The organism is bacterium Scap17, assembly GCA_013376735.1.
In the GTDB taxonomy this organism is placed as follows: Bacteria; Pseudomonadota; Gammaproteobacteria; order Pseudomonadales; family Halomonadaceae; genus Cobetia.
Genome location: VINJ01000001.1, coordinates 1,655,172 through 1,673,296, shown reverse-complemented (window position 1 = coordinate 1,673,296; position 18,125 = coordinate 1,655,172). Strand labels below are relative to the sequence as shown.

Genomic DNA, 18,125 nt, shown 5'->3' with positions numbered 1-18,125 from the left:
TCGTTCCTTTCCAATAAGGTGTCCATCATTTCCATGACGGTCCGCTGATGGCATCAGGCAGCCACAGCGCCAGCCCCGGGAAGACCAGGATCAGCGCCAACACCATCAGCTGCAGGAAGATGAAGGGCATCACCCCCTTGTACATGTGCTTCAGCGTCACTTCAGGAGGCGTGATGGCACGCAGATAGAAGATGGAGGGCGCCAACGGCGGTGTCAGATAACTCGTCTGCATCACGATCAGGAAGGCCACGCAGAACCAGATCTCATCGAACCCGAGCAGGCCGATGACCGGCATCGCCACAGGGATGACGATCAGGACCACCGAGATCATGTCGAGCACGAAACCGGCCAGGAAGGCGATCAGCAGGATGGCGCCAAGAATCAGCCACGGGCTCAAGCCGGTATCCAGCAGCAGCGACTGGACGGTGGCCATCCCGCCGGAGGCGAAGAAGACGCCCGCGAACATGTTGCCGCCCAGCACGATCAGCAGAATCATCGCGGTGATGTTGAGTGTGCGTATCGCCGCGTTCCACAGGATGGACAGCGTGAGATTGCGATACCCCAGTGCCAGCAATACGGAGCCGAGCGCCCCACAGGCTGCCGCTTCCGTCGGCGTGGCGATGCCCATCAGAATCGTGCCCAGCACCACCAGAATCAGACTCATGGTCGGCAGCAGCGCACTCAGGGTAATGGTGAGCAGCTTGCCCCACCCCGGATGCTGCTCATCTTCCTTGAGTCGCGGCGCAAGGGCTGGCTTCAGCGCACAGACCACGACGATATAGAGGAGGAACAGCAGCGCCATCAGCAGGCCCGGGATCAGCAGACCACTGAACAGTGATCCGACTGAGACACCCGCGACAGGCCCGAGAATGACCACGGTAATGGAAGGCGGAATCGCCGTGCCCAATGAGCCACTGGCACAGATAGTGCCGGAGATCAGCGACTTGTCATATTGGTGCTTGAGCATGACAGGCACCGCCAGCATGCCGATCACGGCCTCGGTGGCCCCGACGACACCACTGGCAGCGGCGAAGATGGTGCCCATGATGACCGCGCCGACGCCCAGTCCGCCGGGCATCCGGCGTGTCCACAGATGGATGGCCCCGAACAGTCGCTCGGCAATGCCGGAATTCTCGAGCATCGCGCCCATGAAGATGAACAGGGGCACGGCAGCCAGAATGGAGTTGGACGCCGTGTCCTCGATCTTGGTCAGCAGTTGATAGGCCGCGGCATCCCCGAACTGGGCAACACCAAAGACGGTAGCGACGACGATCATCGAGAAGGCGATCGGGAAACCGAGCACGATCAGAGCGATGAGCGCAGGGAACATGATAAGGGCAATGAAGTCGCTCATGAGGACACCTCCGCGCCATGATCATGGCCCAGCAGTGTGCTCCAGAGTTTCAATATCTCCGCGATCACCTGCAGCGTCAGATAGACAAAGCCCAACCACCACACGCCGAAGACCGGCCAGATCACCGGATTCCAGGCAGAACGTCCGGAGCGCTCATTGCTGGAGAACGCCTCGAGCGCATAGAACCAAAGCTCCCAGACAAGCCACATCAATACCGGCAGCAATACCGCATAGCAGGCCAGATGAACTCCCGCCCTGAGACGCGGTGCAAAATTCTGGCTCAACACATCCACACTGACGTGCTGGCCGACACGCAGGGCATTGGCCATGCCAAGCATGAAGATGGCACCCATCACCATGTAGCTGACTTCATACGCCCACAAGGTGGGCCTTCCCAGCACATAACGACTGAAGACTTCATAGACCAACGCAAGCACCAGCGGCAGTATCAAGACTGCCCCCAGATACCCGGCCCAGCGGGTCTGGCGCTCAATGACAGCGACGATTTTCATGGCAACTCACCAAGCTGACGACGAGGAAAGAGCCCGGGCGATACAGGTATCGCCCGGGCCATGGACATCATTCAGGAGGACTCAGCGCCCCATTCCCCCGATCGGCAAACGGTAGTCCTGCCAGGTCGTCATGTTCTGCTTGAAGGTACGTTGCGACTCGAGCACACGTGCGAACCACTCGTTCTCGCCCGCCTTCTCGTCTTCCCAGGCGCGCGTCTCGTCGTAGATGGCATCGATGAAGGATTGGTCCAGCTGCACGATTTCGTTGGGGCCTTCCTCCAGCTCCTTGAAGGCCTTGAGATCGGCAAAGGAGCTATCCAGCCAGGACTCGAACACGCTCAGCTTGCCCGCGAGGCGCAACTGGCTCTGCTGGGCTTCGCTCAGGCCGTCCCAGGCCTCGACATTCACTTCACACTCAAGAATGCCGCCCGACTGATGGATGCCGGGCAAGATGACGTACTGCGCCACATTCTGGAAACCGGTCGGCTTGTTGAGCTCAGGACTTCCCCACTCCGCCGCATCGATCACCCCCCGGTCCAGCGCCGTATAGATGTCACTGCCGGCCATCACCACGGTGGAGGCACCCAGCCGCGAGGCGATCTCCGCCCAGGCACCGGAGGTTCTCAGGCGCAGGCCCTGGAAGTCTTCAAGCGTCTGCACCTTCTTGCTCGAGTGCAGGAATATCTCGGTGCCCAGAGTCGAGCACGGGAAGGCCACGACGCCGAATACCTCGCGACGGAAGGCTTCATAGAGCTCGACGCCGCCGCCCTCGTACATCCACAGCATGAATTCTTCCGGCGTCAGGCCGCTGGAGTGCCCGGCCAGCAGCGCTGCCGTCGGGTCAGTTCCGTAGTCATAGTTGATGTAGTTATGGCTGATCTGTGCGACACCGGACTTCACGGTATTGGTGACACGCAGCGCGCCGCCCAAGGTGCCGCCGGGGAACACCTGGATGCTCACATCACCATCGGTCAATTCGTTTGCATAGTCCGCGAAGGTTTTGGCATCCCGTTCAAGCCAGGGCCCACCGCCCCACGGTGTCGCCATCTTCCACTCGATGTCCGCCGCCTGAGTCGTGGCAGTCGCCAACAGGCTGGCAGCGATACCCATGCCGAGGAGCTGTTTCTTGAAGTTGTACATTATTGTTTTCCCGTAATTATTTTAATTAGCGCGCAATGCCATGCGCACTTGCAGGCGAATGCCTGATGCAGGCTGAGGACGGATACACACCCAGTGGGCGGCCACTGTCGATTGCGCATTCGCCTTCACAATTGCATATATGCAATATTGGGTCAAATATGGATATCAGGCTCGACATTTTTCTCATGGGAGCCCTAAATGGACGCCATCATGGCGTTCATGCCTCTCCCTGCCGCAGCATGACCTGAAAGCTCGTGCTCTTGCGCTACATCGGCATAAGCAGCGACAGACGCCACCCCAGCAGATGAACACGATGGAGCACGCTGACATGACACCCCACCAGGAAACGCCGATCGCCCTGAAGCACCGAGAACGCAAGGCAGGCGCCATTGGTGACAATCTAAAGGCACTACGCAAGGAGAAGGGGCTGACCATCGCGGCCGTGGCCAGCGCGTCAGGTATCTCGGCGGCCAGCGTGTCGAGAATCGAGAATGGACGCATCTCACCGACCTTCGAGGCGATCGTGAACCTCGCCAAAGGCCTGAAGGTGGATGTCAGCGAGCTGTTCTATCACACGGAGGACACGTCATTTCGGGGTTGGCTCGCCTTGACGCGAGCGCAGGAGGGAGACGTCATCGAGACGCCCAACTACCGCTATCGACCGCTTTGCAACAATGTGGCGTCCAAGGAATACATGGTATTGGAAACCACCGTGCTCAATCGCAGTCTCGAGGAGTTCGGCGGCCTGCAAAAACATTCCGGCCAGGAACAGATCATCGTGACCAGCGGCGAGGTGACGGTCTGGACCGAACTCTACGACCCCATCCTGCTCAGGGTCGGTGACAGCCTGGCCTTCGACAGCACCCTCGGACACGCCATCACCTACAACGGTGACACCCCGGCGACCATGACCTGGGTTTGCAGCGCCTACGCCTGAGAATGCTGCCCGAGCCTGACCTGCGTCGGCAGCCTCGCCATGTCATAACGTGGACGACGAGCACAAGAAAGGGCCTCACTGGAGGCCCTTGTCTTTGGTCTTGCTGTCTGACGTCTGACCATGCGGCAGAAATCAGCGATTGAGAATGATGGCCGTGATCGCGCCACCCGCCACCGCCGCCAGTACATAGCGCCCGTCGATGTTGAGCCAGCGATGCCCACGCGGCGGCTTGGATAGGTGGCGATGGTGCCAGTCCTTCACCCAGTAGCGGCTGTCGGAATAGTAATGACGCGGCAGATGATCGCCACGGCGCCACTGGTGGTGGCGTCGCGCCTCATGACGGTGGCGTTCATGGTGACGCTTCTGCTTATAGTGCTTCTTATGATGTTTTCCGTGATGATGGCCGCGGTCGTGGTGGCCATGCCCACGGTCATGATGCCCATGGCCTCTATCGTGCGGTCCTGCCTGAGCCAGCGGGGCTCCCAGCAGCGTGAATATCATCATCAGAATGGTCAGTGTGCGCGTTCGCATGGCTGGCCTCCTCGCCGTGCCCCGCCGCCAATCACAGCGCCGGGAATCATGTTGGGGGCTTCCTGGTTAGGAAACAGTGTTGCGCAACCTTAGCGAGAACCGAGGAAGCCCGCAAGATGTCTCATTTTTCTCGCTCTTTGTCGTTATTTCATGCACTTTCTGTCGCATTACACCGAACTCGATGTCGCCACTGGCCAACACCCTCCTTTATATGTCGCCACTTCTATAGCGCCCTTTCATAGCGACTCGGCTTTCGCTGACCTCTTCATTACCCTTTCCGCCGGCCCACTTGTCGATTCGACTCTCGAGCCTCGATCAGGAGACTGCTGAGGCATGGCAAGAAGGCGCGATATCTGGCCCCCACTCGCACCACATCGGTGCAAGACCACCCTCAAAGATGGGGGATATCTGACCCTGGATCGTTGTCCGTTTAGCCAGGACACAATGCTTCAGACACCGAACGAGGTGTGAGAACGGAAAAATTCACATTGCTGAATCGTGTCATTGAACCGAGACACTCCCGCGCAATCCCAGATTACATGCGGCCTTCAGCGCATTCCTGAGGTCAATAGCCAGGATCACTCAAAGGCATAGCCCAAAGTTCAAGCACGCGGGCTTTGCGTTTTGATGACCATTCACCGATCATTTGCACCAAACCTGAGTCATTTGATCGACAATAGACGATCTACCCTCGTCATCGCCGACAGGGTCGCCAAGGCGGCTGCGAGACATCTCGGGTAGGAGCAGCAAGACAAGCCGTAAAAAAACAGGAGCCAATCATGGCCAGTACTGCGCCAGATTTGGATCGGCAGATCGCCCATATGGACGATGAGCTACTGCCGGTGCCACGTCACAAACTGCATCGGTGGCCGCACTTTGCCGGTCTCTATGCCGCAGAGCACGTTGCCGCGACCGAATTTGTCATCGGTGCCACCTTCGTGGCGCTCGGTGCGGGTATCTGGGATATCCTGCTTGGCCTGCTGATCGGTAATGGCCTCGCAGTGCTCAGCTTCTGGTTGATCACGACGCCAATCGCGATCGAAACCCGTCTGAGCCTCTTCACCTATCTTCACCGTATTGCCGGTGATTCGATGTCACGGCTCTACAACTGGGCCAACGTGATCATATTCACCGCCATCTCGGCGGCCATGATCACCGTTTCCGCCACGGCGGTCAGGCTGCTGTTCGACATTCCGGCCCAGACCCAGTCCTACCCCACCAGCTTCGAGTTCATCCTGCTGGCACTGGCCGTTGCCGCCATCGTGGTACTGGTTGCCGTCTATGGCTTCAATGCCCTGACCGAATTCGCCAGCATCTGTGCTCCCTGGCTGATGTTGATGTTCACCGTCGGCGGCATGGTGCTGCTGCCGGAGCTGACCGAATCCGTCACCGGCGAGACCACTTTTGACAGCTTCGCCACCTTGATCGAAGTCGGTGGCAGTACGGTATTCACCGGAGTCAACTCGCAAGGTGAAGCCGGCATCGGCATCTGGGAAGTCATCGGCTTCGCCTGGGCGGCCAACACCTTCTCTCACTTCGGTCTGATCGACATGGCGCTGCTGCGCTATGCCAAGCGCATGCGCTCCGGTCTCGCCACCAGCACCGGCATGATGTTCGGCCACTACGTCGCCTGGATCTCCGCCGGCCTGATGGGCGCGGCCACCGCTGCCGTCGCCGGCATCAGCATCGATGTGCTGGAACCGGGTGAAGTGGCACTGCACGCCTTGGGTGCCGCAGGCTTCGTGATCGTGGTGGTCGCAGGCTGGACAACCGCCAACGCCAACCTTTACCGCGCGGGCCTTGCCGCACAGTCGGCGATGCCGAACCTGTCGCGCAACAAGGCGACACTGGCCGTGGGTATCTGCGTTGCCGTGCTCAGCTGCTTCCCGTTCGTCTATCGCAGTATGCTGCCGCTGCTGACCTATGCGGGTCTGGTGCTGGTGCCGGTCGGCGGGATCATCTTCGCTGAGCATCACCTGTTCCCGAAACTCGGCTTCAGCCGTTACTGGGCACGCTACAAGGGCGTGAAGCACAACACGCCGGCGCTGGCGACCTGGGCGCTGTCTCTGATCTTCGGTTTCGGCCTCGAGATGGTCGATGTGATCCCGTTCTACTACCTGTTCCTGCCGACCTGGTTCGTCTCCATCATTCTCTACACCCTGATGGCCAGATCTGCCGGTGCTGCCGCCTCCTACCCGAAAGCCGAAGCGGCCGAGCGGGAATTCCAGGAGCGTGTCGAAGTCCTGCACGCCAAGCAGGCCGAGACCATCAACCACGCACCGGTCAAGGACATTTCGGGCTTGACCAAGGTCATCAAGGCCATCTGGATGGTGCTGGGCTTGGCGGTGCCGTTGGTCCTCGCGCTGCGTGTGCTGTTCGGCAGCCCCGACCTGGCCAGCTACGAAGCGAATCGCGAACTGTTCTATGACGTGACCATCTGGTCGACGATCATCTACTTCATCTTCGCGTACTGGGAACTGCAGCGCAGCAAGGCGCTGTTCAACAAGCAGCCCCCGAAGCAAGCGGCCACCGCTAGCTGAGTCGGCAGGGGCTAGCCCCTGCCATGCCAGCGGCGAAGGAAGCCTGAATCACACGGGTGACCTTCGCCGCTGGCCGTTACGACCTACCCTTTCTTTACCCATCTCGACTCGACCGCGACACGCGGCAGGAGACCTCCCATGACCCGTCTCTCCAATGCCAGTCTGACTCAGCTGGACGCCAAGGCAGCCACTCCGAACTATGATCGCACTGCAGTCAGCGCCGGTATCGTCCACTTCGGCGTGGGCGGTTTCCATCGTGCGCACCAGGCCATGTACCTCGACGAGCTGATGAATCAGGGCAAGGCGCTGGACTGGGGCATCGTCGGCGTCGGCGTGATGCCGGGCGACCGCCGCATGCAGGAAGCCCTGGCCTCGCAGGACCACCTCTACACCGTGGTACTCAAGCACCCGGACGGCAACTATGAGCCGCGCGTGGTGGGGTCCATCATCGATTACCGCTTTGCCCCGGATTCTCCGGAGGCCGTCATCGAGCTGATGGCCGACCCGGCGATCCGCATCGTCTCTCTGACCGTCACCGAAGGGGGTTACAACTTCCACCCGGTCAGCGGCGAATTCAATCTCGAGAACGCCGACGTCCAGCACGACCTGGCCAACCCGGGGAAAGCCAAGACCAGCTTCGGCCTGATCACCGAAGCCCTGGCCCGTCGCCGCGAGCGTGGCGTCGCCCCGTTCACCGTGATGTCCTGTGACAACATCGAAGGCAACGGCAATGTCGCTCACAAGATGTTCACTGCCTACGCGCGTGCACGTGATGCAGAACTGTCGGCATGGATCGAAGCTGAAGTGCCCTTCCCCAACTCCATGGTCGACCGCATTACGCCGGTGACCACGCCGGCTGACATCGAAGAGCTGTCCTCACGTTTCGGCGTGGAAGACGCCTGGCCGGTGGTCTGCGAGCCCTTCACCCAGTGGGTGCTGGAAGACCACTTCGCCAATGGCCGCCCGGCCTTTGAAGATGCCGGCGTGCAGCCGGTGGAAGATGTCGAGCCCTATGAGCTGATGAAGCTGCGTCTGCTCAATGCCGGTCACCAGGCGCTGTGCTACTTCGGGTATCTGGCCGGCTATCGCTACGCGCATGAAGCCTGCAACGACCCGCTGATCGTCGACTTCCTGCTCGGCTACATGAACGAGGAAGCTCGCCCGACGCTGGCCCAGCTGCCGGGTATCGATCTCGACGCCCATTGCCGCACCCTGATCGAGCGTTTCGCCAACCCGGAAGTCAAGGACACCCTCGCGCGTCTGTGCGCCGAGACCTCCGACCGCATTCCGAAGTTCCTGATCCCGGTGGCACACGCACAGCTCAAGACCGACGGCGAACTGCGTCGTACCGCAGCCGTCGTGGCCAGCTGGGCACGTTATGCCGAAGGCGTGGACGAGCAAGGCGAGACCATCGACGTGGTCGACCCGCTGAAGGACGAGCTGATGGAGCGTGCCAGCCGTCAGCGCGAAGAGCCGACTGCCTTCCTGGACAACCGTGAACTGTTCGGTGATCTGGTCGATCAGCCGCGCTTCCGCGACGCCTACCTGGCAGCGCTGAAGAGCCTGCACGACAACGGCGCACGCGCCACGCTGGAAATGCTGGTGGCAGACGCCAAGTAAGCATGGCGGTGAAAGGGCTCACGACAGCATGATGCCCCGCCAGCGCCCGCAGAAAGACAAAAGCGAGACAGGCAGCCGCCTGTCTCGCTTTTTTTGTGCCTCATGCCACGCCCTTCCTTATATCAGCGCAACGGTCCACAGCCCCGCCAGCATGATGACGATGCCGATCCACTTGGCGATCGCCGCTCGCTCGCGCAACCAGACCACGCCGAGCATCACGCCCAGCGGGATCGACAGTTGACGCATCGCCACGACGAGACTGACCTCCGCCGTCAGCGTCATGGCAACCAGCACCAGTCCGTAGGTCGCCATCACCATCACGCCAGTCAGCACCATGCTGCCCCGCTCCCCCCGCCACAGCATCGGCAGGCGACGACGCTCAGTCGGCAACAGCATCACCAGAGGTGCGCCCCAGGCGACGGTCATGATGGCCTGCAACTCCAGGAAGACAGCGCCCGCCGAGGTGGGCGAGTAACCGACACTCACCATGATATCCAGCGCCTGCTTGTCGATCAGCGAATAGCCGGTGGTGCCGACTGCTGCCAGCAGCGCGAACCCCAACGCGGGCGACAGGTAGGTCGAGGGGCGCAGGCCCTGCGGACTGCTCAAGGGCAGCACCAACGCGCCGAGCACGATCAGCCCCATACCGACCAGATCCAACACTGTCAGCGCCTGACTACCCAGCAGACTCAGCGACACCAGCGGCACCAGCACTACCGGCAAGGCCCGCGCGATGGGATACAGCACACTGACCTCGCCGCGCGCATAGGCCCAGGCAAGTCCGCCCATGTAGAGCACCTGACAGAGTCCGGTGGCCACCAGCCAGCCCCAGAATTCACCGGGCAACACGGCAAACGACGGCCCCAGCCCCAGCAGCGGCGCAAAGATCAGCGCACCACTGGCCATGGCCAGCATGAAGAAGGCCAGCGACGGCGCCCTCCCCTTGCCGAGCAGATTCCAGCCCGCGTGCAGACAGACCGAGATCAGGATGAGCCCCAGCGCCAGTGGGCTCAAGGGGCACTCACGGCAATCGTGTGGGCTTGATCTTGAGCTTGAGCTTGAGCTTGAGCTTGAACATGAGATTGGGCCTGAACATGAAATTGGGCGTGAGAGTGAGCTTGCCCGTGCATGGGGACAGGCATGCGGACGGGCATGAGGAAATAACGGGCTTTCAGGGCAACCAGGCGGCAATCGCCAATGAGCATATGTCCTTACCTTTCGCGAGAAGACGCCAGCCTCAAGGCCTGGTACAAGGGCCCGAGGCTGGCGCCTGAAGGGGTGGAGTGAAGTGGTGGGGTGAAATGGTAGATCAAGGTGGGCGAGCGAGGTGACAGGCAGTGCAGCGTCAGGCATGGCGTCGCCGCCCCGTCACCAGGCTGTCAGGGGCGCTCACCGCGCGCCAGACGCGCCTCGATCTCGCGGATCACCTCGGGCAGCTGCGCGATGGTGTCGATCATGAAGTGTGGCCCGGATGGCGCGAACTGAGCTTCGATGGCGCTGCGCCTTTCGTTGAGCTCTGCCTCTGACAGGGCCATGAACGCCGCGTGATCCAGCCCCATGGCGTTGCCGGAGCAGGTCAGCGCGACCGTCCACATGCCGGCACTGCGACCTTCCAGCAGCCCCGGCGCCGTGTCATCCACCTTCACGCAGGCCGCCACGTCAGTGATGCCCAGCGCGATGACATTGGCCAGAGACTGCGCCGGAGAGGGTCGCCCCTTGGGCACCTCATCGGTGGCCACGACATGGTCCACCACCAGCCCATTGCCCTTGCCCCGTGCGACCACCTGCTCGAGCACCTCGCGGGGGTAGCCGGAGCATGAGCCGATCTTGATGCCCTTGTCGCGCAACCCGTTGATGACCTCGAGCGCACCGGGAATCAGTGCGGAGTGCGCCCCGATCTTGTCGATCTGCAGCGGCATGAATCGCTCATAAAGCGCCGTGACATCGGCATCACTGGGGGCGTGGCCACGGGCCGCCTCGAAACGGGCCGCGATCGCAGGGTCATCACACAGGGTGCGGATGTGTTCCCATTTGCCCATGCCCATCGGGCCGCGCGCCTCTTCCAGACTGATAGCCACGCCGATTTCCGCGAAGGCCTCGACGAAGATCTGGGTCGGCGCGAAGGAGCCGAAATCCACCAGGGTGCCGGCCCAGTCGAAGATGGCAGCCTGCAGGCGATCCGGGGTGTGATATTGCATGACAGTTCTCCAGTCAGTTAAGTGCGACAGCGTCAGCGCACGGGCGGGCATCGTCGACACCCAGGGTGGCCAGCGCGTCATCCACGGCGGCCAGAAGTTGATCCATCACGCGGACATCCAGCTGCCCGATGCTGCCGATGCGGAAGCTCTCCACGTCGGTGAGCTTGCCCGGGTAGATGATGAAGCCACGTGCCTTGAGCTCGGCGTAGAAACGGGAAAAGTCGAAGTCCGGGTGTGCCGGGCTCAGGAAGGTGGTGATGATCGGCGACAGCCAGGCATCGTCGAGCAGGGTCGTGAAGCCGCGCTGACGCATGCCTGCCACCAGTCGCTGCATGTTGGCGCGATACCGGGCGTGGCGACCCGCGACGCCGCCCTCCTCGGCGTGTTCCTTCAGCGCCTGGTGAAACGCCGCCACCACGTGAGTCGGCGGGGTATAACGCCATTGCCCAGTGCGCTTGAGGTACTGCCATTGATCGTGCAGGTCCAGCGACAATGAGTGGCTACGCCCCTGTGCCGCCTGCAGCGCATCGCGCCGGGCGATCACGAAGCCGAACCCCGGTACCCCCTCGAAGCATTTGTTGGCCGAGGAGATCAGCGCCAGAAACGGAGTACGTTGCGCATCGATCTCCAGCGCCCCGAAGCCACTCATCGAATCGAGGATCAGCTCACGACCGTGTGCTGCCACCACCTCGGCGATGTCCGCCACCGGATTGAGCATCCCCGAGCTTGTCTCGCAATGAATCATGGCGACATGGCCGATCTCGGGCCTTGCCGCGAGTCTGTCGGCCACGGCCTTGGCACACGGCGCCTCGGCATCGCCCCACGCCAGCACGTCGCAGTCGCGCCCCATGCGGGTCAGCAGACTGACCAGCCGTTTGCCATAGGCGCCATTGACCAGCACCAGCGTCGTACTCGTCGGCTCGATCAGACTGCCCAGCGCCGCCTCGACCGCGAAGGTACCGCTGCCCTGCATCGGCACGCACTCATGGTGCTCACTGGCATTGGCACAGCGGAGCAACTGCTGGCAGATCTCGGCGGTCTTGGTGTTGAAGTCCTGATCCCAGGAGCCCCAGTCCTTCATCATGGCGGCCTTGACGCTCGCACTGGTGGTCAAGGGGCCGGGAGTCAGCAAGTACGGATGTTGAATACTCATTGGTATATACCAGTTAATTTACACAAAAAAAAGACGGCCAACGGGGTATCAGGTCGCCTGTCGCCAGCGTTGGGCACGGGTCAATAGCAGATGACTGACCACCGCATGCAGCAGCTTGACGCCCAGACAGGTGAAGAAGATCAGCACTGCCATGGCGGCCGCACTGGCGAAGTGCCCGGCTTCGTCAAGATGCATCACCGCGATGGAGGCCAGTCGGGTATCGCTGTTGTAGAGAAATACCACCGCCGAGACGGTCGTCATCGCGTTCATGAACAGATAGGCCGAGATATCCAGCACTGACGGCAGGGATACCGGCAAGGTGATGTGGCAGAAGGTCTTCCAGAACGGCACCTTGAGTGAGGCACCGACCGCCTCGAATTCCCCATCAAGCTGCTTGAGCGCAGTCACCGAGGTCAGGTGGCAGACGGTATAGAAATGCACCAGGGTGTTGAGCACCAGAATCGCGAAGGTGCCGTAGATCCAGTTCAGCGGGTTGTCGGCCTGGTTGAAGTAGAAGATGTAGGACAGACCCAGCACCATGCCCGGCACGGCCATCGGCATCATCGCCATGAAGTGCAGTCCCTGGCGCAGCGGGCGATAGCCCTGACTCTTCTCGGTCAGCCAGGCATTGAAGAAGATGACCAGCGTGCCGATCAAGGTGACCCAGAAGGCCAGCGTCAGCGAGTTGAGCCACGCGTCCCAGCCACCGCCCGCCAGCGCCTTGAAGGCGTAGTGATCCAGGGTCAGGCTCAGGTTGTAGGGCCAGAACTGCACGAGCGAGGCATAGATGGCGGTGCCGATCACGGCCAGAATCGCGGCGGCCACGCCATAGCAGAGCAACGCGAAGCCCCAGTCACGCAGCGGGCTTGGTGTCGGCTGCCAGGGCACGGCGCGCGCCGAGAGCTGCGCGACCTGACGGCGCTGGATCCAGCGGTCCACCGCGAAGGACAGCAAGGCCGGCAACAGCAGGATGACGCTGACCACCGCGCCCATCTGGAAGTTCTGCTGCCCCACCACCTGACGATAGACATCGGTGGCCAGCACACTGAACTGCCCGCCGATGATCTTCGGCACGCCGAAATCGGTGATCGCCAGCGTGAAGGCCACGAAGGCACAGGAGATGATGCCGTAGCGCGCGCCCGGCAAGGTGATGGTCAGAAAGCTGCGCCATTTGGGCGTTCCCAGCGCATCCGCGGCTTCATAGAGACGGGCATCGCTGTTGCTGAGCGCCGTCATCATGATCATCAGCGCATGCGGGAAGATCCAGAAGGTCATGCCCATCACGATGCCGATGGGGCCGTAGATGCTCTCCCCCAGCAGCACATCCTTGAACCAGCCCTGATTGCCGAACAGATACACCAGACTGATGGCTGGCAGCAGTGACGGTGCCAGTAGCGGCAGGATGGACAGCATGCGGAAGACGCGCTTGCCCGGCATGCAGGTGCGGGTGATGCCGTACGCGCACAGGAAGGCCAGACTCACCACCGTCAGGGTACTGATCAACGCGATGCTGACGGAATTGATGATCGAGCCGACCAGCGCCGGCGTCTGCACATAGCGCGCGAAGTTGGCCAGGCCGACGAAGTCGCCGCTGCGGTCCTGCACGCTCTTGATCAGCATGGTGGCCAGCGGCAACAGCAGCCCGATGACCAGCAACGCCAAGGCCAGCAGCAACATCAACAGACGCAAGCCGGACTCGCCTGACAGCCGCCCCTGCAAGGGCAATGCGCGCGCCATCATGCCTGCTCCTCCACCAGCGGGTACAGGCGGATCGCCTCGGACGGCAGACGCACACCCACCCGGGCACCGACCCGCACGCCCAGTGACTCACTGTTCTGTAGCGCCACATCCGCCGACAGTGTCTGCCCACAGCCCTCAAGCGTCAGAGTGATACGCAGGAAGGCACCGAGAAACTCGACGTGCTCCACCTGCGCCGACAGCCCCTCACCCACTGCGCACAGCGAGACGGCTTCCGGGCGAATGGCCAGACGCGCCTGATCCAGACCCTCAAGATCATGCGCCGCGCATTCCAGATGCTGCTGACCCAGACGCAGGGTACTGGCGTTCTCGGGACAGCATTGCAGGAAGTTCATGCTGCCGATGAATTCGGCCACGAAGGCGCTCGCCGGCTGACGATAGATCTCGGCGGGGGTGCCGATCTGCTCGATCACGCCATGGTTCATCACCACGATGCGGTCCGCCATGGCCAGGGCCTCTTCCTGGTCGTGGGTCACCATGATGGTGGTGACGCCCAGCCGTGCCTGCAGTGCCTTGATCTGACTGCGCAGATGCAGACGTACGCGCGCATCCAGTGCCGACAGCGGCTCATCGAGCAACAGCAGCCCCGGCTCGGTCGCCAGCGCCCGCGCCAGTGCCACGCGTTGCTGCTGGCCCCCGGAAAGGGCCGCCGGATACTTGCCTTCACTGCCGGCCAGGTCCACCAGGGTGAGCAGCTCCGTCACGCGGCGGCGCATCGCATCACGCGCATCGCGCCGATTGCGCAGCCCATAGGCCACGTTGTCGAACACGGTGAGATTGGGGAACAGCGCATAGGACTGGAAGACGATGCCGAAGTCGCGCGCCTGGGGCGGCAGACGCGAGATGTCCCGGTCGCGCTGGTGGATGGTGCCTTCGCTCTGGGGCGCAAGCCCGGCGATGGCGCGCAGCAAGGTGGTCTTGCCACAGCCGGAGGGGCCGAGGAAGCACACGAATTCGCCTTCGCGGATCGCGAGGTCGATCTCGCTCAGGGCCGTGAACTGGCCATAGCGCTTGGTGAGGCCGCTGATCTTGAGGTGGATGCTGTCTGACGACGCAGAACGCGAGATGGGTGCCTGAGGCGCTGCGTCACGCGCAGGTGCCCGGGCTGCAGGGGCGGTGGCCGCGCGAGGCGAGGCGCCAGCAGTCGCTGGCGGCGCTTGACGCGAGGCGTGATGACGCGGGGGTGCGGTCACAAGAGACATGCGAGAAACTCCCGACCCCGGCGCAAGGCGCCGGGGAAATGACGAAGGTGGCTGGGCGTGACTTACTGACTGTCGGACTTGCCGTCGTAACGGCGCTGCCATTCGGCGAGCACTTCATCCCGCTGGTTGGCCGCCTTGGCAAAGTCAGCCTCGATCATCATCTCGGTGATATTGGCCGGATAATGCTCGATCGGCTTGGCCACCCCTGGATAGGCCACGACCGCATAGCCTTCGTTGTAGAGTTCATTGGCCGGCTTGGAGACTGCCCAATCCATCAGTGTCTGCGCCGCCTCACGCTTGTCGGTGCCCTTCATGATCGCCGCGGCTTCCATGTCCCAGCCCAGCCCTTCCTCGGGGAAGACCAGGTCCACCGGTGCGCCCTGCGCCTTGAGACGTGCGCCTCGGAAGGCGAAGGACACACCGACCACGGCCTCGCCGGAACCGGCCAGGTTGCAGGGCGCGGAGCCTGAGTGGGTGTAGCGGGCAATGTTGTCGTGCAGGCGGTCCATGTAATCCCAGCCGCCCTCATCACCCCACAGCTGCAACCAGCTGGCGACATCCAGATAGCCGGTACCGGAAGAACTCGGGTTGGGCATGATCACGTGGCCCTTGAACTCGGGACGCGTGAGGTCTTCCCAGGACGTCGGCTTGGGCACTCCCAGTCGCTCACCTTCGACGGTGTTGTAGCAGAGCGAGGCGACCCAGGCGTCCATCCCGACCCAGGACGGGTCCTGGCCATCACGGTAGGCGGGATCGACGAACTTGCTATCCAGCGCCTCGACTCCCTTGGGGGCATAGCGTGCCAGCATGCCTTCCTTCTCGAGCACCAGCAGGCTGGTCGCGGCCAGGCCCCACACCACATCCGCCTGCGGGTTGTCCTTCTCGGCAAGCAATCGTGCGGTGATCACGCCCGTGGAGTCGCGCACCCATTTGATGTCGATATCCGGATGCGCCTGCTGGAAGCGCTCGGCATATTTCTGCAGATCATCGGACTCCACCGCGGTATAGACGGTGAGCTCGGTGGCCGCCTGGACATTGAGGGAAACGACCAGACCAACGGCACTGGCCAGCAAGGAACGGGTCAAGAAGGACATCGGGACTCTCCAACGCTTGGAATGAATGGCTCTCGCCATCTGGTATATACCAAGAGTATGGGCTGGCCGAATGACACCCCCGTGACAGTCAGTTGAAGGCCCAGTGAAACAGTGTTACCTCATATAGTGTCCCTGCAGCGCGGGTTCAGGGCTTGTTCTTGAGCGTGACGGTGATGCACAGCGCATTGTGCAGCCAGCGCTCTTCGTCATAGCCGATGGGACGATGCTGCTCATCGAAGGTAGCGCGACGCACGGTCAGACCGGGGCTACCCATGGCGACCCCCAGCTCCCGGGCGGCCTGCTCTCCCAGCGACTCGGAGTAGAAGCGCAGCTCACGATGGGCCAGCGTGAGGCCATAGCGTCCGCGCAGCTCCGCCCACAGTGACACCCCGAACTGGCCCTCCTCGAGCAGTCCAGGGGCGCGCTCCGGCACCACCCACATCGACTCGCTGAGCACGGCGCGCTCATCCACGAAACGCCGGCGGCGTATGTGATAGAGCGGTGTCTGGGCCGCCAGGCCCAGCGCTTGCGCAGCCGGTGGGTAGGTCTGAACATCGGTCAACAGCACTTCCGTCCGTGGGCGTCGCCCCTGCGCCGTCACATAGTCATTGAAGCCGGAGTCACGCGTGGGGTCGTAATCCAGCCGCGGCGGCGACACGAACCACCCACGCCGATTGCTGCGATGAATGCGCCCTTCTCCCTCCAGCTGCCCCAACGCCTGACGCAACGTCACGCGCGTGGTGTCGAAGCGCTCGGCCAGCACGCGCTCAGAAGGCAACCGCCCCTCTTCAAAGGCATCAGGGTCCTTCAGCTGTTCGCGCAGGCGATCGGTAAGGTGGAGGTAATACGCATCACTCATGACGAGGAGTCCTGACCAAAGATGAAGAGGGTTGCCACTACCGGGTAATCACACGGCGCCGCTTGCCCCGCCGGCGAAGACAATGCCCGGGACTCTGCACCGCCAAACGGCAGGATGCTCCAGAAACTATCACATTCGCGTGACTCGCACTGGCCTGCCAGCTTACATGCCAGTGGCACTGCAGGATTTGATGACAGCTGCCTGGTTGAGCTCACAGGCGTGGATGGTGGTGGAATGGCACGCTGATGTTCAAGGAGGGGGGGAACGCACAATGCGCAGCCTCTAAGGGCTGCGCATTCAGTGGGCAAACAGGAAACGTATGAGCGGCGGAGAACTCAGAACTCGCTGACGATATTCAAGTATTGCTGCATATCCCCGACCATGGCCTGCTCCAACAGCTTGCCTGTCTCGATGGCATAGGGCTGCTGGAAGTGAATGTCCCACAGGTCTGACTTCGTGCGCCAATGCTCGTATATCACCAGCGTGTCGTCCTGCCCGTCGATGATATACAGGTCAAACACGAGATTTCCCGGCTCCTCACTGCGCGTCTTCGCCACATGCGTGGTGAATTGCTGCAGCAACCGAGCGCGATATTCTTCCTTGATCTTGAAGATGAAGAAGATACTGAATACCTCATCTTCCGGCTGCACGTGCCTGGGGTTCGCCTCATGCAATGGCGCCGGGTCAGTATCGTTCAAGGGCATCACCTCGAATGGCGATGCCAACGCCGTGTCAGCCAGTTTCAGCAGGGCTTGCGCGTAGGGCTGATTCACATGTGCCTGATGCGCCTCAGCACTTGCCCAGCGCTCGTAGGCGAAGATGGTGGTGGGAGAATCCTTGGCCGCGAAGAAACGCATTTCCAGCATCCCCGGTTCAGCCGCTGAGCCCAGCTTGTTGTCAGCCAAGGCCTGCTTGAAGGTAGCGAGTTGTTCGGGCTTGACGTCAAATTTCACGATCAAGGTGAGCATGGAGATGCCCCTTATAGTCAGTGGTTGTCATCGGCCCAACGGCAAGAGCTGCTGCGTCACGTGGCAGCAGGCCTGTCTCGGGAAGTGACTGACACTATCTTTCGCTGCCTGGCTGAAAAACCCGCGGCACGGAGAAAGACTTTCAATGAAAACTTGAACGTGAATGCAGCCCCTTCCACAGCAATGCGCCGCTTGAAACATGAGACCGCGCGCTCATGCAGATCCAGAACGAAAAATCCCGCAGCCAAGACTACGGGAT

The 18,125-nt window shown here is 61.8% G+C and carries 15 protein-coding genes; 3 read left to right on the top strand and 12 right to left on the bottom strand.

The features are described from left to right. Positions 1-25: 25 nt before the first annotated feature. From FLM52_07260 to FLM52_07250, 3 genes are all read right to left on the bottom strand, one after another. Positions 26-1,354, bottom strand: coding sequence for a TRAP transporter large permease subunit (locus FLM52_07260; GenBank protein ID NVN55582.1), 1,329 nt, complete (start codon positions 1,352-1,354; stop codon positions 26-28). Continuing rightward, entirely contained in the window at positions 1,351-1,866 is a 516-nt protein-coding gene (locus FLM52_07255) for a TRAP transporter small permease subunit (GenBank protein NVN55581.1), read from the bottom strand. Before FLM52_07255 ends, FLM52_07260 begins: the two co-directional genes overlap by 4 nt. An 81-nt stretch (positions 1,867-1,947) precedes the next feature. After that, positions 1,948-3,006 carry a C4-dicarboxylate ABC transporter substrate-binding protein gene (locus FLM52_07250; GenBank protein ID NVN55580.1) on the bottom strand — a complete coding sequence of 353 codons (1,059 nt, stop codon included), beginning with the start codon at positions 3,004-3,006 and terminating at the stop codon, positions 1,948-1,950. Positions 3,007-3,145: 139 nt separating this feature from the next. On the opposite strand from FLM52_07250, the gene FLM52_07245 reads away from it, so the two are divergent. Continuing rightward, entirely contained in the window at positions 3,146-3,943 is a 798-nt protein-coding gene (locus FLM52_07245; protein ID NVN55579.1) for a helix-turn-helix domain-containing protein, read from the top strand. Between the two features lie 132 nt (positions 3,944-4,075). On the opposite strand, the gene FLM52_07240 is transcribed toward FLM52_07245, so the two are convergent. Further along, the gene (locus FLM52_07240) at positions 4,076-4,474 is read right to left on the bottom strand and encodes an RcnB family protein (protein NVN55578.1); all 399 of its coding nucleotides are present in this window, start codon (positions 4,472-4,474) and stop codon (positions 4,076-4,078) included. A gap of 779 nt (positions 4,475-5,253) precedes the next feature. On the opposite strand from FLM52_07240, the gene FLM52_07235 reads away from it, so the two are divergent. After that, positions 5,254-7,014 carry a hypothetical protein gene (locus FLM52_07235; protein ID NVN55577.1) on the top strand — a complete coding sequence of 587 codons (1,761 nt, stop codon included), beginning with the start codon at positions 5,254-5,256 and terminating at the stop codon, positions 7,012-7,014. Between the two features lie 138 nt (positions 7,015-7,152). Beyond that, entirely contained in the window at positions 7,153-8,634 is a 1,482-nt protein-coding gene (locus tag FLM52_07230) for a mannitol dehydrogenase family protein (GenBank protein NVN55576.1), read from the top strand. A gap of 117 nt (positions 8,635-8,751) precedes the next feature. Here FLM52_07230 and FLM52_07225 read toward each other — a convergent pair whose 3' ends face one another. The 8 genes from FLM52_07225 to FLM52_07190 form a co-directional block, all read right to left on the bottom strand. Next, positions 8,752-9,648, bottom strand: a complete 897-nt coding sequence (locus FLM52_07225; GenBank protein NVN55575.1) for a drug/metabolite transporter — start codon at positions 9,646-9,648, stop codon at positions 8,752-8,754. A gap of 365 nt (positions 9,649-10,013) precedes the next feature. Continuing rightward, a complete protein-coding gene (locus tag FLM52_07220; protein NVN55574.1) occupies positions 10,014-10,832 on the bottom strand; it encodes a phosphonoacetaldehyde hydrolase in 819 nt (272 codons plus the stop codon). A 13-nt stretch (positions 10,833-10,845) separates the two neighbouring features. Next, the gene (locus FLM52_07215; GenBank protein ID NVN55573.1) at positions 10,846-11,985 is read right to left on the bottom strand and encodes a 2-aminoethylphosphonate--pyruvate transaminase; all 1,140 of its coding nucleotides are present in this window, start codon (positions 11,983-11,985) and stop codon (positions 10,846-10,848) included. 48 nt (positions 11,986-12,033) lie between these two features. Further along, a complete protein-coding gene (locus FLM52_07210; protein NVN55572.1) occupies positions 12,034-13,725 on the bottom strand; it encodes a putative 2-aminoethylphosphonate ABC transporter permease subunit in 1,692 nt (563 codons plus the stop codon). Next, positions 13,722-14,945: a putative 2-aminoethylphosphonate ABC transporter ATP-binding protein gene (locus FLM52_07205; protein NVN55571.1), complete on the bottom strand. Its 1,224-nt coding sequence runs from the start codon at positions 14,943-14,945 to the stop codon at positions 13,722-13,724. The genes FLM52_07210 and FLM52_07205 overlap by 4 nt, the downstream gene beginning before the upstream one ends. Before the next feature lie 62 nt (positions 14,946-15,007). Next, the gene (locus tag FLM52_07200) at positions 15,008-16,039 is read right to left on the bottom strand and encodes a putative 2-aminoethylphosphonate ABC transporter substrate-binding protein (GenBank protein ID NVN55570.1); all 1,032 of its coding nucleotides are present in this window, start codon (positions 16,037-16,039) and stop codon (positions 15,008-15,010) included. 145 nt (positions 16,040-16,184) lie between these two features. Beyond that, positions 16,185-16,898, bottom strand: coding sequence for a UTRA domain-containing protein (locus tag FLM52_07195; protein NVN55569.1), 714 nt, complete (start codon positions 16,896-16,898; stop codon positions 16,185-16,187). Between the two features lie 335 nt (positions 16,899-17,233). Then, positions 17,234-17,866 (bottom strand): antibiotic biosynthesis monooxygenase, encoded by a 633-nt coding sequence (locus FLM52_07190; protein NVN55568.1) that lies wholly within the window; start codon positions 17,864-17,866, stop codon positions 17,234-17,236. Between the last annotated feature and the right edge of the window lie 259 nt (positions 17,867-18,125).

Coding starts and splice junctions, on each gene's coding strand:
- FLM52_07260 (NVN55582.1), bottom strand. CDS start 1,354: ATGAGCGACTTCATTGCCCTTATCATGTTCCCTGCGCTCATCGCTCTG.
- FLM52_07255 (NVN55581.1), bottom strand. CDS start 1,866: ATGAAAATCGTCGCTGTCATTGAGCGCCAGACCCGCTGGGCCGGGTAT.
- FLM52_07250 (NVN55580.1), bottom strand. CDS start 3,006: ATGTACAACTTCAAGAAACAGCTCCTCGGCATGGGTATCGCTGCCAGC.
- FLM52_07245 (NVN55579.1), top strand. CDS start 3,146: ATGCAATATTGGGTCAAATATGGATATCAGGCTCGACATTTTTCTCAT.
- FLM52_07240 (NVN55578.1), bottom strand. CDS start 4,474: ATGCGAACGCGCACACTGACCATTCTGATGATGATATTCACGCTGCTG.
- FLM52_07235 (NVN55577.1), top strand. CDS start 5,254: ATGGCCAGTACTGCGCCAGATTTGGATCGGCAGATCGCCCATATGGAC.
- FLM52_07230 (NVN55576.1), top strand. CDS start 7,153: ATGACCCGTCTCTCCAATGCCAGTCTGACTCAGCTGGACGCCAAGGCA.
- FLM52_07220 (NVN55574.1), bottom strand. CDS start 10,832: ATGCAATATCACACCCCGGATCGCCTGCAGGCTGCCATCTTCGACTGG.
- FLM52_07215 (NVN55573.1), bottom strand. CDS start 11,985: ATGAGTATTCAACATCCGTACTTGCTGACTCCCGGCCCCTTGACCACC.
- FLM52_07210 (NVN55572.1), bottom strand. CDS start 13,725: ATGATGGCGCGCGCATTGCCCTTGCAGGGGCGGCTGTCAGGCGAGTCC.
- FLM52_07205 (NVN55571.1), bottom strand. CDS start 14,945: ATGTCTCTTGTGACCGCACCCCCGCGTCATCACGCCTCGCGTCAAGCG.
- FLM52_07200 (NVN55570.1), bottom strand. CDS start 16,039: ATGTCCTTCTTGACCCGTTCCTTGCTGGCCAGTGCCGTTGGTCTGGTC.
- FLM52_07195 (NVN55569.1), bottom strand. CDS start 16,898: ATGAGTGATGCGTATTACCTCCACCTTACCGATCGCCTGCGCGAACAG.
- FLM52_07190 (NVN55568.1), bottom strand. CDS start 17,866: ATGCTCACCTTGATCGTGAAATTTGACGTCAAGCCCGAACAACTCGCT.